The sequence below is a fragment of the Dyadobacter sp. HNCC25DJ186 genome (assembly GCF_056895235.1).
The window spans coordinates 120,915-136,179 of sequence record NZ_JBXHAS010000005.1 but is presented as its reverse complement, the minus strand read 5'-3'; the positions used below and the strand labels follow the sequence as shown (position 1 = coordinate 136,179).

Annotated in this window: 13 protein-coding genes; 5 read left to right on the top strand and 8 right to left on the bottom strand. The window is 40.6% G+C overall.

The features are described from left to right. Nucleotides 1–22 precede the first annotated feature (22 nt). Entirely contained in the window at nucleotides 23–1,762 is a 1,740-nt protein-coding gene (locus AC1XUO_RS16555; RefSeq protein WP_483330882.1) for a hypothetical protein, read from the bottom strand. 238 nt (nucleotides 1,763–2,000) lie between these two features. On the opposite strand from AC1XUO_RS16555, the gene AC1XUO_RS16550 reads away from it, so the two are divergent. Both AC1XUO_RS16550 and AC1XUO_RS16545 read left to right on the top strand, forming a co-directional pair. Then, nucleotides 2,001–2,369, top strand: coding sequence for a YccF domain-containing protein (locus AC1XUO_RS16550; RefSeq protein WP_483330881.1), 369 nt, complete (start codon nucleotides 2,001–2,003; stop codon nucleotides 2,367–2,369). Nucleotides 2,370–2,535: 166 nt separating this feature from the next. Next, nucleotides 2,536–3,537, top strand: a complete 1,002-nt coding sequence (locus AC1XUO_RS16545; RefSeq protein WP_483330880.1) for an NAD(P)H-quinone oxidoreductase — start codon at nucleotides 2,536–2,538, stop codon at nucleotides 3,535–3,537. Between the two features lies 1 nt (nucleotide 3,538). Here the strand turns inward: AC1XUO_RS16545 and AC1XUO_RS16540 are convergent, their stop codons facing one another. Next, a complete protein-coding gene (locus tag AC1XUO_RS16540; RefSeq protein ID WP_483330879.1) occupies nucleotides 3,539–4,297 on the bottom strand; it encodes a CPBP family intramembrane glutamic endopeptidase in 759 nt (252 codons plus the stop codon). A 183-nt stretch (nucleotides 4,298–4,480) separates the two neighbouring features. On the opposite strand from AC1XUO_RS16540, the gene AC1XUO_RS16535 reads away from it, so the two are divergent. Next, nucleotides 4,481–5,134, top strand: a complete 654-nt coding sequence (locus AC1XUO_RS16535; protein WP_483330878.1) for a TetR family transcriptional regulator C-terminal domain-containing protein — start codon at nucleotides 4,481–4,483, stop codon at nucleotides 5,132–5,134. Nucleotides 5,135–5,137: 3 nt separating this feature from the next. Beyond that, nucleotides 5,138–6,445: an ABC1 kinase family protein gene (locus AC1XUO_RS16530; RefSeq protein WP_483330877.1), complete on the top strand. Its 1,308-nt coding sequence runs from the start codon at nucleotides 5,138–5,140 to the stop codon at nucleotides 6,443–6,445. 54 nt (nucleotides 6,446–6,499) lie between these two features. Here AC1XUO_RS16530 and AC1XUO_RS16525 read toward each other — a convergent pair whose 3' ends face one another. The 6 genes from AC1XUO_RS16525 to AC1XUO_RS16500 form a co-directional block, all read right to left on the bottom strand. Beyond that, nucleotides 6,500–6,943, bottom strand: a complete 444-nt coding sequence (locus AC1XUO_RS16525; RefSeq protein ID WP_483330876.1) for a GNAT family N-acetyltransferase — start codon at nucleotides 6,941–6,943, stop codon at nucleotides 6,500–6,502. 33 nt (nucleotides 6,944–6,976) lie between these two features. After that, the gene (locus AC1XUO_RS16520; protein WP_483330875.1) at nucleotides 6,977–8,134 is read right to left on the bottom strand and encodes a PepSY-associated TM helix domain-containing protein; all 1,158 of its coding nucleotides are present in this window, start codon (nucleotides 8,132–8,134) and stop codon (nucleotides 6,977–6,979) included. Nucleotides 8,135–8,354: 220 nt separating this feature from the next. Beyond that, a complete protein-coding gene (locus AC1XUO_RS16515; RefSeq protein WP_483330874.1) occupies nucleotides 8,355–9,098 on the bottom strand; it encodes an alpha/beta fold hydrolase in 744 nt (247 codons plus the stop codon). Nucleotides 9,099–9,242: 144 nt separating this feature from the next. Then, entirely contained in the window at nucleotides 9,243–11,180 is a 1,938-nt protein-coding gene (locus tag AC1XUO_RS16510) for a TonB-dependent receptor plug domain-containing protein (RefSeq protein ID WP_483330873.1), read from the bottom strand. Between the two features lie 95 nt (nucleotides 11,181–11,275). After that, on the bottom strand, nucleotides 11,276–12,397 hold the full coding sequence (locus AC1XUO_RS16505) for an AI-2E family transporter (RefSeq protein WP_483330872.1): 1,122 nt from the start codon (nucleotides 12,395–12,397) through the stop codon (nucleotides 11,276–11,278). A 100-nt stretch (nucleotides 12,398–12,497) separates the two neighbouring features. Continuing rightward, on the bottom strand, nucleotides 12,498–13,661 hold the full coding sequence (locus tag AC1XUO_RS16500) for an acetyltransferase domain-containing protein (protein WP_483330871.1): 1,164 nt from the start codon (nucleotides 13,659–13,661) through the stop codon (nucleotides 12,498–12,500). 221 nt (nucleotides 13,662–13,882) lie between these two features. Here AC1XUO_RS16500 and AC1XUO_RS16495 point away from each other — a divergent pair, with 221 nt between their 5' ends. Next, the gene (locus tag AC1XUO_RS16495; protein ID WP_483330870.1) at nucleotides 13,883–15,229 is read left to right on the top strand and encodes a D-arabinono-1,4-lactone oxidase; all 1,347 of its coding nucleotides are present in this window, start codon (nucleotides 13,883–13,885) and stop codon (nucleotides 15,227–15,229) included. Nucleotides 15,230–15,265: the final 36 nt, after the last annotated feature.

Here is a 15,265-nt window from a genome sequence, read left to right as displayed (position 1 = left end):
TTTTAAGTACTTGCAGGAACGGTTACTGAAATGATACGTCATAAAGATGTGCTGTGATGTCCTCCTGAAATCCTGCATGGTTCTGCAAAAACTGCAATTTTGTAATGGATTGATTTTGTCCGCGTGTCCTGAAAAAATGTTCTGCTTCGGTGTTCGTTTGTAGCTTTTTTAAGAACATTCCAGCTTCAATTTCTGAAATAATGGCTTTGAAAACTTCCGTCGTCCCGTCTTCATAAGTAGCCTTCACACGCAAAACCGGAGGCTGCACGAGCACTCTCATGATTTTTCCCCAGAGAGAATATTTCACTTTGACTTCAATCCAGGTCAATTTATCTTGTTGTGAAACTTTCACTTCCTCGCCAAGTTTGAATGCCAGATCTTGCCGTCCAGATTTTACGATTTGAAGGTTGGTTGCCCGTTTTTTAACAATTTGAAGGGTATCCTTACTGATCGTTGTCGTATCATAGTCATAATTTTGAAGCATAGCGAGCGTCGTTTTCGAATCGCTCCAAAAATTATAACGCTGTACATCCGTTGGGCCAGCCGTTGTGTATAAAACGTAATCCGGCGCTGTCGGTGAAAGATATTTGTCGTAGTTAAGGCTTGTCAAATAGTTATTATAGGCCTGATAAGACTGAATTGCCGGACGTGGATTATAATGGAGGTCGTTAAAAAATGTGTAAGCGATTTCGTAGGGCACAATATCAACCGTTTTCCCCTTAAAAGATTGCGCAATTTTGGAGTCAATATGATATTCCATACGATTGTTCTGATCGCTGACTTTTTGTTGAAAAGAAAGGTTGGTGAACAGAACATCCTGATAGGGTATCGTAATTTTATTAAACGAAAAGCCCAGACCAGTGCTTATGAATGGAGAAACAAAAAGGAAAACCATAAAAACATCTCCAAGTCGCTTTTTTAAAATGGTATTTTCAATGAACAGATAAGCAATCCCGACGAAAAGTGCTCCATAGAAAAATGGATACGACATACCTGCAAATCCAATACGTGTGAAACCTTGTTTGAACCCCAGATACCAGGCAAAAAGCATCACAATAAGAATGAATATGTCGGAGTGGCTCTTCAATATCGTTGGCAGAGAATAGATAAAAAAGATTGCCAGTGATATAATTATAACCGAAGCAATCGCCATATTAAAATAAGCGTATCTTGCCGTTAAATTGATAAAGTCGACGCTGAACATCGCATCGTTATAGTTGTTAATAATACTCAGCGCGCCTTTGACATAATTGAAGACATCAACATGGAGGATTTGCGACAGGGAAAAAATCGCCACTAAATGAAAACCTAAAAAAGGAATCATTTTTATCCAGGATTTTTTGTCAGAAAATATGGCCAGAAGCAAATAGCAATACAGTATTACTGAGGTGACAATTCCAAGATTCAGTTTGATGAAAAAAATCAGAACTGAAATCCCCGTTGCAAGCACCAATGATATCAGATTTTTTGTCCTGTAATGATGAAAAACCAGGAAAATAAAAAAGGTGAATAACTGAAAAGTCGTTTCCGAATTATGTGTGCTCATCATTATAAAATAAGGCACCACAAACCATTTTACAGTATTATTTAATTCTTTGAAAGCAATCCTGAGAACATAAATGAGCACACATGCAGTGAAGATGTCGTAGAGAATCAACGGGGTGGTGCCGATATAGGTGGGCACACGCGTACTCAAAAAACCTAACGGTCCGTAAGTGAAAACCCAGTCTTTTCCGAAAGTCAGGCCTTGATGAATGGCCATGTTAATACTTATCTTCCAGGATGGATCAACTCCGCCAGAAGGAAATTCAATAAGTGCTTTGGGTAAAAAAAATAGAACTGAAAGTAGTATCAGTAATCTATAGGGTGTGAACTTGTTTATTATTGAATTGTAAAATTTATTCACGACTAATGATGGAGGATGAGATTCAATTTGCAATAATACGCTGTTTAAATAATAAAAAAGAGAAACTTTTATCTAACTTATCTTGTGGCATCCTATGAATCTGATCGGAAATATCATTTGGCTTATCTTTGGCGGTCTTTTAGTTGCCGTAGAATATTTTCTAGCAGGATTAATTCTTTGTGCAACAATCATCGGGATTCCATTTGGAATCCAATGTTTCAAAATCGGCATATTTACGCTCATGCCGTTTGGTCGTGAGGTTCGCGAAGTACCAGGCGAAAGCGGCTGTTTGTCAACAGTTTTTAACATTATCTGGATATTTCTAGGAGGTATCTGGATCGCACTGACACATCTCATTTTTGGAATTTTACTAGCCATTACCATCATCGGTCTGCCCTTCGCGAAGCAACATTTTAAACTGATGAGCTTGTCTTTCGCACCATTCGGAAAAGACATTTTCTGATTACCACCTCAGACATATAAGGTTTCATCTAAGAAAAGGTATGGAATAAAAATATAACCAAATTTCAACGTGTTTTGTGTAGCATCAGTTTGTCCAGACTTATCAATTTCCTTCGTGGAACGAAAATTTCTAAGATGAAACCTTATATGTCTTAGATGGTTAAAAAATGAAAGCAGTGGTTATTACAGCTCCGGGGAAACCGGAGGTTTTGGTTGTTGAAGAGCGGCCTTTGCCGGTTTTGAAGGAAAATGAAGTGCTGATTAAGGTTTATGCGGCAGGCGTGAACCGTCCTGATGTTTTTCAACGGAAAGGGAATTATCCTCCTCCGCCGGAAGCTCCTCAGGATATTCCGGGTTTAGAAGTGTCCGGTGTTATTGATCAATGTGGATCGGCGGTTTTAAATTGGAAGGAGGGCGATGCTGTCTGTGCACTTTTGGCGGGCGGAGGATATGCGGACTATGCCGTTGTTGATGCGACCCATTGTTTGCCTGTTCCAAAAGGTTTCAGTTTTGTTGAAGCGGCTTCATTACCGGAGACCGTTTTTACGGTTTGGCACAATGTCTTTCAAAGAGGTAAGTTGAAAAAAGATGAACATTTCCTTGTTCATGGCGGAAGCAGCGGCATTGGCATCACAGCGATTCAGCTCGCAAAAGGATTTGGTGCCAGGGTTTTCACAACGGCTGGCTCAGACGATAAATGTCGGGCTTGTGTCGACTTGGGTGCGGATTTATGTATTAATTATAAAAAGCAAAATTTCGAAGAAGTCCTGAAAGCTGAGAGAGTCGATGTGATTCTGGATATGATCGGTGGTGATTATATTCCGAAAAATATCCGGTTGCTCAAAGCGGACGGCCGTCTGGTTTTTATCAACACAATGAAAGGAAGTAAGGTAAAACAGGTCGAAGACCAACCTATTGATGAGGTGGATTTTGGGCTGATAATGAAAAACCGGCTTACTGTCACGGGGAGCACGCTGCGCAACCGGGATGCGAATTTTAAAGCCGGGTTAACCAATGAGATCTTAGAAAACGTCTGGCCACTTATGGAATCGGGCAAGTTTAGGCCTGTAATTTTTAAAACTTTTCCGTTATCAGAAGCAGCAAAAGCGCATGAATTGATGGAAAGCAGTGATCATATCGGGAAGATCATCCTCACAAATGTTTGGTAAGTTATTGATAACTTTTTCTAAATGTAGCTCCGGCATACCAGACAAGGGTAACAAAAATAAATGTGTAAAAATAGAAGGCTTCGAAGCCGGGTGTATTGATCAGTAACAGGTGATTATTGCCAAAAGCATGAATAAATGCAGTGAAAAAAATATTCCCTGTGAGTATATAAATAAAAAAATAGACCATTCCATAAAAGAATGCGCTCAGCAAATTGGCAGTCAGGTTTGACCATTCGGTATGATCCCGGAGTAAGTAAACAGATACATGGGAAAGACTGAAAATGATTGAAACGGCGATGCCAAGTCCGATGAGTTGCTGTCTTGACAATCCTTTATTTTCAGCATACCTGGCAGGCAAAAACCTGAAAATAAATTCTTCGATAAGGGCATTTGGAAATGAATTGAAAATAAAGACCAATCCATACTTTAAAACTTTTGATCTGTCAGGGAAATCAATCTCCGAGCCAAATGTACGATGCGTCCAGAGTTGCAATAAAATCCAGACGGTAAATGCCATCAGCGTTGCTGATAATAATTTACGGAAAGTGAATAACTTATCATAAGAAAACGCTGCTGAAAATGGTTTTAAAAGTCTGGCGAAGAGGAAACATTCTATTACAATTATGACCAGTCCCAGCAGAATTGCCTGCTGCCAATTTATGAAAACTTTTTGGACCCATTCTGTAATGAAAATTAAGCCAATGGTGTTAGCATATAGGCAGCATGTCAAAATTATTCTTGCCAAATCTTTAAAACGCATACGGATGGTTTGAAGGCTGTTGAAGTAAAATATTTAAGTAATAATTGTATTTTAAATGGATAATCTTCGCAGAATTTAATGCAGGATTGTCGCCCTCTTAAAGATCAAAGAATAAGAATAATTTGCTTTCTTTCGTTTAAATTTAATGGAAATCATCGTGTAGATGTATTAATTCAAAAAAATATGGCAACAAAGATTAAAGAGGTTACAGCCGCCAGCATTACAGAAATGTATATTCATTACTGTCTGGAACATAACGAAAATCCTAAGTCTGTTTATTTGTTCTGTAAAAGGAACGGCATTGTTGAAAAGGAGTTTTATGCTTTTTTCTCATCAATTGAGGCAATTGAAAAATCTGTTTTTGTAAGTTTTCACAGGTTGACTGTGGAGCTTATCAATAAAAGTGCTGATATTGAAGTACTTGGATTTAAGGATAAATTGTTGACTTATTATTACACATTTTTTGAGATTCTTACTGCAAACAGAAGTTATGTTGTATTTGCATTAAAAGGGGATCGCAGTAAACTTGACGGCTTGATTAAGCTGAAAGAATTCAGGTCGCATTTTAAGCAGTTTATTGCGGAGATCAGTCAGGGTTATTTGAAAATAAAAAGTGAACGAATTCAGAAAGTTCAGCAAAGCAGCCTTGAAGAGGGTGCCTGGATTCAGCTTTTGGTCACACTGAAATTTTGGCTGGATGATGAGTCTGTTGCTTTTGAGAAAACAGATCTTTTCATCGAAAAATCAATCCGCGCTACTTTTGACCTGATTGATACGACGCCACTTGAAAGTGTGCTCGATTTTGGTAAATTTTTAATTAAAGAAAAATTGAGGTAGTTAATGGAAACAATAGACAGCATACCTACTTCGAAGATTCAGCGTGCATCCAAACTGATTTCGACCGGCGTGAAAATCGGGGGTAATTATTTAAAATATTATGGTGAAAAAATAACCAATCCTGAATCTGCACGGGATAATCTGAATACGAATAACGCAGAGGATATTTATGACGGATTAAAGAACCTGAAAGGCAGCGCATTGAAACTTGCGCAAATGCTAAGTATGGAGAAGAGTTTTATGCCGCAGGCTTATGTGGAAAAATTCTCTTTGTCCCAGTTCTCCGTGCCTCCATTATCAGCTCCCTTGGTTATCAAAACGTTCAGGAAATATTTTGGTAAATCGCCGCTTGACTTATTCGATACCTTCAATCCGAATGCGATCAACGCAGCAAGTATTGGTCAGGTACACAAGGCAACTGCCAATGGAAAAGAACTGGCGGTTAAAATTCAATATCCGGGCGTAGCTGAAAGTATAACTTCTGATCTGGCTTTGGTAAAACCAATTGCGATGAAGATGTTCAATATTCAGAGCAAGGATTCGGATAAATATTTTAAAGAAGTTGAAACAAAGCTTACTGAGGAGACTAATTATATTCTGGAAATTGCACAAAGCAAAGAAATCGCAGAAGCCTGTGCGCATATTCCAAACCTTCGTTTTCCGGCATACTATCCTGAATTTTCTTCTGAAAGAGTGATCACGATGGATTGGATGACAGGAATTCATCTTTCTGAATTTGTGAAAACAAATCCTTCGCAGGAAGCTTCGGATAAAATCGGACAGGCGCTTTGGGATTTTTATATGTTCCAGGTTCATCAGCTCCGGAAGGTACACGCGGATCCGCATCCCGGTAATTTCCTGGTCGACAAGGATACAAATCTGATTGCAATCGATTTCGGTTGTATGAAAGAAATTCCGGAGGAATTTTATACGCCTTATTTTGAGTTGGCGGAAAAGGAGAATATGAATGATCCGGTGATTTTCAGAAACAAATTATTTGAGCTGGAAATTCTTACAGATAAAGACACGCCCGAAGAAACGGTTTATTTCAGTAATCTTTTTCACGAAATCCTGACTTTGTTTACAGAGCCTTTCCAGGTTGAAGAGTTTGATTTTGCAGACGAAGTTTTCTTTGCAAGACTTGTTGAGTTGGGCGAGAAATATGCAAATGATAAGAATCTGAGGAAAATGAATGTGAACCGCGGTTCTAAACATTTTATCTATATCAACCGTACGTTCTTTGGCTTATTCAGCTTACTTCATGAGCTGAAAGCGAAGGTGAGTATCAACCAATTTGTCGGCTTGACTTAGGGGAAATAACTTTTCTTAGATGCGTGATGTCTGACGATGTCGCGCATTTTTTGTTTAAAGCTCTTTTTTCAAACAAACACTGATTTCCAGATTATCAAATTGGTTATAGTTATCGGTGATCTGGTAACCATATTTCTGGTAAAATTTGATGGCCTGAGGCTGGCCTTTTCCTGTTTCCAGAACGGCTCCTGAATATCCGAGTTCTATTGCCCAGGTTTCCAATTCTGCCAAAATCCGCGATGCAATCCCCGTTTTTCTGTAATTTTCCTGAATAAACATGCGCTTAATCTCAATTGTTTTTTTGTCAACAATTTTAAAACAGCCGCAGCCTACTACCCGATTATTTTCATAAGCCAGTACTACTGTCGGAAGATTGGTTATCCGATTGTATTCTTCATAATCTTCCGGCTTTGTATTATAAATTCGGCACAGTTCAATATCCAGTTCCCCGGTCAATTTTGCGAAGTCCGGATTCTCACTATTTGTTCTAAGCAGCATGCTAAAATATGATTCAAACGCAAAACGATGCGCTTAACTTTTAACTAATTCTCTTGTAACTTCTTTTTTTACCAGTGTTTTCTTACTCTTTTTTGTTCTTCCCCACCAGATCATAAATCCTGTTACAGGCAAACTGGCTATAATAAAGGAGATGATAAAAGCCAGTATTTTCCCAGGCAAACCAATAATAGCACCTACGTGAATGTCATAATTCATCCGCATGATCTTATTTGCCAGCGTAAGCTTATCGTGATAACGTCCGAAATTATGGGTTACCGGAAGTTGTTTCATCGTGTACTGGTCATAATATATATAGTCACATTGCCAATATGTTCCCGCAACAGGGTTGGTCACGGCCGCAATTGTTGATTTTGGCGATTCCGGGTAATGCATTTCTATCGTTTCCGCCTGGGGGTTTTCAGCAACGGTTTTTCTCCAAAGAATGTCCAAAACAGGAGTATTTTTTGCTGCTCCTGGCTTTCCTACCGATTCAACTTCATAAAACGGAGTCATTGTTTCCCCTCCTGAAGCTGCCCAATAAACACTTTTTGAAAACCATTGAAAACCCATGATCAGCCCGGTGGTGGCCAGGATCAGCGCAACCGGAATGGTATAAAATCCAAGCACATTATGAAGGTCATAATTTTTTCGTCTCCACCTCGCATCCCATTTGACAGAAAACCGCTGCTTCAAAGCAGCTTTATTTTTCGGCCACCAGAGTACCAGGCCGGAGAGCAGCATAAATGCAAAAATCAGCGTTGCGGAAGCCGCAATTGGCTGACCGATGGTAGGAGGGAGCCATAAATAATAATGTCCCATCAGGATAAAACGGAAAAAATCGCTATCCATATTTTTGACTTTCAGGACTTCCCCGGTATAAGGATTGGCGTAGGCCAGGTAATAATATTCATCGGGTGCAAAACTGAAATACGTGATGACGGCCGCCGACTTGGCATCAGCATACTCTACACTATGAATTTTTTTGTTGGGTAACGCTTTCTCAGCGATCGCTTTGAATTGGGAAGGAGGCAGAAACGGTTTTTGCTGCGGCTCAACATACCGATAAGATTGTGTCGCATTTTGTATTTCTTCCTGAAAGGCATAAATACAGCCCGTTACAGCAAGAATAAAAACGATCAGCCCCGAACCTAGCCCTAGCCATAGGTGGAGAAAGTGTATGACTTTTTTCATTGTAATTTTTTTGATAGATCGTCAACTTCAATCCATATCAGGAATTAGTTCTAAGTCCTGAGTAACTTTAGTGTTGAGTCACTTACATCGTTTTATTAATTCCGGTTCAGCTAATATACCGTAAAGTATAATTAGTCTTAATAAGCAACAAAGCTATTGATATGAAGGGTTGTATCCAAATTAAAATAATGGATTGAAGCAATTCATTTGAGATAACCTGCTATTTCAGCTTTTTAGCCAACTGTTCATTCAGAATCTTCGAAATTTTCTCATGTTGCGCATAGACCATTAAATGTCCACCGCTATCAATGACAGTATCAGGTTTTACGATTTTTAGCGGTATCAGCCGGTCGGCAGATCCGTGGATATGATACAGATTTTCAACTTTATCCGGATGATTCCAATCGGTCATACGCGTCAGAGCCCATTTTAAAAACTTGCTGTCCGTATCGTGAAGAATTTGTTTAAGTAGTGTTTTAAGTTCTGGTGTATCTGCGCCAAAATACTTATACGTAAAAGAATTGGTCGATTTTAGCAGAGGTGCTGCGAACGGACTTGCTAGAAGGAATTTGATAAGTCCACGGTTAAATTTTGAAATTGGGATGTTGGTCGGGGTACTTGATATGATTATAGTTTGTTCGGTATGAACAATTTCTGAAAGCTCTGATGCAACGATTCCTCCAAAGGAAAGCCCGACAAGTTGAAAAGGTTTTGTCGTATCCATTTGCGCTGTTAACCGCAAAGCATAGTCATGAAGCGGTTCTTTTTTCTTAGGCGGAATCCAGTCAATATAGTGGACATTGAAACGATCGTCCAGTTTTAGTTTGCTGAAAACCCTTTTATCTGCACCGAGGCCGCTTAAAAAATAGACATTCATTTTCTCAGGTTTTATATTTTTCGGAGCAGAAATTGCCCGGGATATAAGTACAGAAAAAAATGATAAAATAAGAACCAGACGTAACATGATGGGATATGTTTTAGCAATTATACCTGTTGCTAATTTACGAACGAGCCGGAATTAAAGATTGATGTGGTGTTATTATCCAAAAGAAACCGCGATACCATTCTTGAAGGAACAATATCGCGGTTGAAAAATATATGGATTGTCTTATCGCGTAAAGTTGTATTTCAAACCTCCCATTAGCCATCTGCCAGGCATTTTTGAACCCAGCAAGTCACTATATTTTGTGTCGCCAAGATTATCGGCCTGCGCAAATACGGATAATGTTTTTGGAATAATGGAGTATTCTGCTTTCGCATTAATCACAAAATATTCTCTGGTAATAGTCGCCTCAATTGCCGTTGCCTCACGTTTTGCCCTGTTTTTATAAATACCGTTGACACTGAAAGAAAAGTTTTTAATCATGTATAACACAGATAAATTTCCTAAAAACCTGGCATGAGATGATATGTAAAACGAAGGCGTGGCCTCGCTGCTCTCACTGTTCAGCCAGGTAAGTCCTGTGGTTAGCCAGATTTTCTGATGATCGTTTAGTGTTTTTGCATATTGAAAATCCAGTTCTGCACCGGTCGTATTGACACTGGCAACATTTTTCGCTAAACCGTAAATACCCGTTGGTAATAAATTATCTTTTCTAGGCATCTGGGCATAAGGGGTCGACGTGTAGTCAATCAGGTTATCCTGGCGGCGCTGAAAAAATGTTCCTGAAAGTTTAAAGTCTGACAAAAACCAATCGGCCCCGGCTTCGTAACTAAATGAACTTTCTGCTTTCAGCGACGGATCGCCCACGCTGCTTCCGTTACTTACGACTGGTTTGTTATAATTGTTATATCGTTCAGTAAAATCAGCATCCCGTATTGTTTTTCCTGCGCTTCCACGCAATTGCCAGTGCTCCTTTTTGTAAGAAATATTAACCTGCGGAACTGCTTCGGTACCAATATTTTCCCGCCAGTCAAAGCGGATCGAAGGACTTATGTTGAAGGATTCGCCGATTCTTTGCGATAGCGTAACAAAAGGAGCCAATTGATTGATCGAGTGATTCCCCCGGTCGTTTGATGCGATATTTTTATTTTGAAAATTAAGTCCGGCAACCAGTGTTGTACTGTTTGTCAAAATCTGCTGCCAGGTCAGTAAGCCCTGCCATAATTTCGATTTGCTGTTATTACGAATGGAGGTTGAATTGAACAAATATTGATCCTGAACAAACTTATATCCTGCATCAAATGAAAAGGCTGATCTGCCTTTTTTGTAACCCACTTTTATCTGGTTCCAGGAAGTTTTCACCTGCTCATCCGCCGTATCAGCTCGGGAAGTTGTGTAAAAATTCTGAGCAGAAAAATCGCGGTAGTCAAAAGACGAGCGTAGTGCCACATTCCATTCGGGCGACAAAGCATAGTTGGCAGAAAGCGAAATGGTGTGATTGTGAAAATATCCCGTGGTACCTCTCTGATCAACGCCATGGGCATTGTTGGAAACGCCGCCAATGGAGGCCGCCAACTTATCCCGTTGGATAAAAGCGCCGGCATTTGCACCGAGAAATCCATATTCACCACCGCTTAAAGATCCGGTAACAGTGGTTTTATGATTATTTTCCTCGTTATCCGCAGCCAGTTTTGCCGCAAAAGTTTTTGATATCACATGAATAACTCCGCCCACGGCCTCAGAGCCATAAATCGCAGAAGAAGCGCCTTTTAATACTTCAATACGTTCTATTTCGGAAGGAGCGATGGGAATGTAACTGCTAAAATGACCCGTGTTTGGATCGTTTAGTCTCAGCCCATCAAGGATCACAAGCACCTGCTGATAGGTTCCACCGCGCAGAACAATATCACTTTGAGAACCCATCGGCCCACGCGCCTGCATTTCAACCCCGGGAATATAACGCAGCAGGTCGTCGATGCTGTGGACGGGCAGATTTTGAAAATAATCTCCTTTGATCACAGCAATATTCCGACCCGATTCGGACGCTCTTTTTTCAATAAGCGATGAAGTAACGGTGACAGGATCGAGAGAAATTTCCTGGGCTTTTACAGCGTGACAGGTTAAAATTAAAAAAGAAAAAATGTAGAGATGTGACAATTTCATGAACAATCGTTTTTGATAATGACTGCAAAAGTATTGTCCAGCCGGCCCCTCTGACTGCTCCGGTTTTAAGATTGGTAGTAGTCCGGATAAATTCCCTATTCTGCCGGATCGTCTGTAAGTTCTCTTTTTTTCTTTTTTACAAACCTGAACAGACTTCCTTTTTCGTCTTCTGGTGTTTGGTCACCCAGCAGAATTCCCCAGGGTTCAAGTCCCTCTACGCGGTCGAAAACTACTTTAAGCATGGCAATCGCCGGGATGGATAAAAACATACCAGAAACACCAGCCAGCGCTCCGCCGACCAGCACGCCTATGATGGAAACCAATGCATTGATCCGGACTTTTGAGCCGATAACCAAAGGGACGAGAAAGTTATTATCCACAAATTGAACGGCCAGAAAGATACCGACAACGCCTAAGATCGTGTCAATTTCAGGATGACTTATGAAAGTCACAAGCACTGCAAGTACGGTGGCTACCAGGCCGCCGATGTATGGAACGAGGTTTAAAATAGCGGCCATAATACCCAGAAGGATCGCGTATTGCACGTTCAGAATTAGCAGTCCAATACAATTTAAAACGGCGACACAGGTTGTTTCCAGCAGTAATCCGACCATGTAACTTTGGATGATCGCTTTAATTTCATGTAAAACTTCCTTTACTTTTGTCGTGTGTTTTTCGGTGAATAGTACAACCATGAAATGGATGAGCATCGCTCTGTAATACAGCAGAAGGAAGATGTAAATTGGGAGCAAGATCAACGTCCCGAGCGGACCTGTCACCACGCCGAGTGTTTCGCCGCCCTGAAAATTTTCCAATGTTTCAGTTTGCGCTTTTTGAATATATTGATCCTGCTGGCGGTAACTTAGGCTATACTCACGCCTTATCCACCGGCGGATATCCCGGTAAGTTTCGTTGATATTCCTTTTTAGTTTGGGCAGTTCATCCGAGAAATCAGCGAGCTGCATGGAAAGTAAAACGGTCACTCCGGCTACGATCAGAATTGCCAGTGTGACGGCCATACTAATTGCGAGAACTTTCGGGACACCTTTACGGATTAACCAGCCTTCGACGGGATGAAGCAAAACGGCAATAAGCCCCGCCATAGCCAGCGGAACAATAATATCCTGTCCGAGATAAATGGTTAGTGTGATCAACGCCAGCGCGATCAGTGTATGCGAAAGCTGGTGGTAAAATGGCCGGGGCCCAAGAGATGTCATAAAAGGTATCGTAAAATCAGATCGATCGGTTTGGATTGTATTTAAGGTAATAAAATTAATTCAACAATTATTAGCCGCAATGAATTGACAAGATTGACGGTCAGATATATCGCAGCCATTTCTTCTCCCGGTGCGCCGACTTATATCCATTATACCATTTGCATGCCGGATATAAACTCAGGACTACAAATCCCCAGATTAAATAAATGTAAGGAAGTTCAACACCGGAGCCGGAAGGGGGGCGCCCAAATTGGAAAGCGCCAAAAGGCAGGTCTGCCCAGGTGAATCCCTGATAAAACATCAGCAGAAACATCAGCGAATGGATGAGATACCAATGCAGGATATAGTAGAACAAGGGTACTTTTCCATAGACCGAAACAAGGAACACGAATTTATTTCGTATACCATCAGCAGCGGCGAGAATCAAAAACATGATTCCCAAAGTTAAAGATGTATATAAAAGAGACGGCGGATATTTGAAAATGTTTATGAAAGACAAAAATGTGAAAAGTGGCGTTTTCTGAGATTTCCAGGGAATCGGATCACCGTAAAAATTGGCAAACCGAAGCACAATGAAAAATGTGAGGACGGCGAGACCTGTAAAAAATAAGGTTCTCCGTCTTTTACCATCTTCTTCCAAAAATATCTGTCCGCAGCCATAACCCGTCAGCATAATGCCAAACCAGGGAATAAACGGATAGAGAACTGCAAATGTAAAATTCGGTGTCACGGGGAATACGTCGAGTTTGAATAAAAATGCCCAAAGTACACGCAACGGAATGTTGTCATTGAAACTGACTCCCTGCAATAAGTTATGGCTTAAAATGATAACCAAGCCAATAATTCCAATCGTTTTTGATGATAGTTTTAGCAAGTATGAAAGGCAGATCAGCCCAAATCCGATTGCTCCGATCACCTGAAATACCATCATCCTGAATTTTATATCTGCCCAGAGTCCAAGTGTGATGACTGTGAATTCCAGCAGGATCAGCCACAATCCCCTGCTGATCAGAAATTTTCTTCCAGCCCGTATATCGGCGTTGTTCCTGAGTGAAATAAAGGCAGAAGTTCCGGAGAGGAATACGAAGGTAGGGGCACAAAGATGGGTTATCCACCGGGTCAGGAATAATCCTTCCGTGGTAGTTTCCAGATTCGTCGGATCCTGTGTTAATGCAGTTGTGTGCATAAGGTCCCTGACGTGATCCAGGGCCATGATAATCATCACAAGTCCTCGTGTAAAATCAATGGAATCAATACGTTTCATCGTAAGCCTGGATTAGGTTTATTCTAAAAGCGTAAAATCAAAAAGTTTACTTAACGTCGGAATACCCACGGGCAGAGTTCTTTATATTCTCTCAAAAACATAATCGATTCTCTAACAATCGGATTTATTTGATTGTATTGTTATAAAATTTAATTAATTTGTGATAATCCTATCTGACGGAATCAAGCTGCTATCCGATTATTTTCCCAACTTAATTAAAAATGAAGAAAAGAACATTTATCAAACTATCTTCCGCTTTAATGGCAGCACCGATATTTACTCCGTTAACAAGCTGGGCAACCGGCGAAAAGTTAAAGAACTGGGCAGGAAATCTTGAATATAGCACCACCAAATTATACCAGGCAAAAACGACATCCGATGTTCAGAATTTTGTTAAGCAAAACGCAAAATTCAAAGTGCTGGGAACACGTCATTGTTTTAATAAAATTGCAGATAGTAAAGACGAATTCATTACTGTCACGCAGGCGGATGAAATCATTGAGATCGCTCCGGATGGAAAAACAGTTACGGTGAACGCAGGAATAAAATATGGACAATTGAGCCCTTATCTGGATAAAAAAGGTTTCGCATTGCACAATCTGGCCTCATTGCCGCATATTTCTGTTGCAGGTGCCTGTGCTACTGCAACACACGGTTCAGGAGAAAAAAGTGGTAATCTGGCGACGGCAGTTTCGGGATTTGAAATGGTGGCCGGGAGTGGCGAAGTTATCAATCTTTCAAAAGAAAAAGACGGAGAGAAGTTTTTTGCGGCGGTAGTGAACCTGGGCGCATTGGGTGTGATCACAAAAATGACGCTCGATATCCAGCCGACATTTGAAATGAACCAGTTTGTTTATGAAAATCTTCCGATGGCCCAATTGAAGGATAATTTTGATGCCATTGAAGGGAAAGGGTATAGTGTCAGTCTTTTTACGAATTGGCAAAGCCGGGACATTGCGGAGATCTGGGTCAAGAGAAAAATTGTTAAAGGAGAAACATATAAGCCAGATGCAGAACTTTTCGGAGCAAAAATGGCAACAAAAAATTTGCACCCGATTCCTGAGCTTTCAGCTGAAAACTGTACAGAACAAATGGGCGTTCCGGGACCATGGTATGAGCGGATGCCACATTTTAAAATGGGTTTTACGCCAAGCAGTGGAAAAGAATTACAGTCCGAGTTCTTTGTTCCCAGAAAAAATGCGGTGGAAGCGATAATGGCCATTTCGCGACTTGCGGATCAGGTTGGACCTCATTTGCTGACTTCCGAAATACGTACGATCGCAGCCGATAATTTCTGGATGAGCCCATGTTATAAGCAGGACAGCGTTGCCATACATTTTACCTGGAAGCAGGATTGGCCGGCAGTAAGTAAATTATTGCCGATTATTGAAAAAGAACTAGCACCCTTCCATGCGCGTCCGCATTGGGGGAAACTGTTTACGATGGCGCCTGCGAAGTTAAAATCACTATATGAAAAGTTGCCCGATTTTCAGAAAACAGCAAAAGAATACGATCCAAAAGGGAAATTTCGCAATGAATTTTTAAATACCTATTTATATCAGAGTTAAGCAAAACTACCCACTAATAACGAACGAATTATTGGA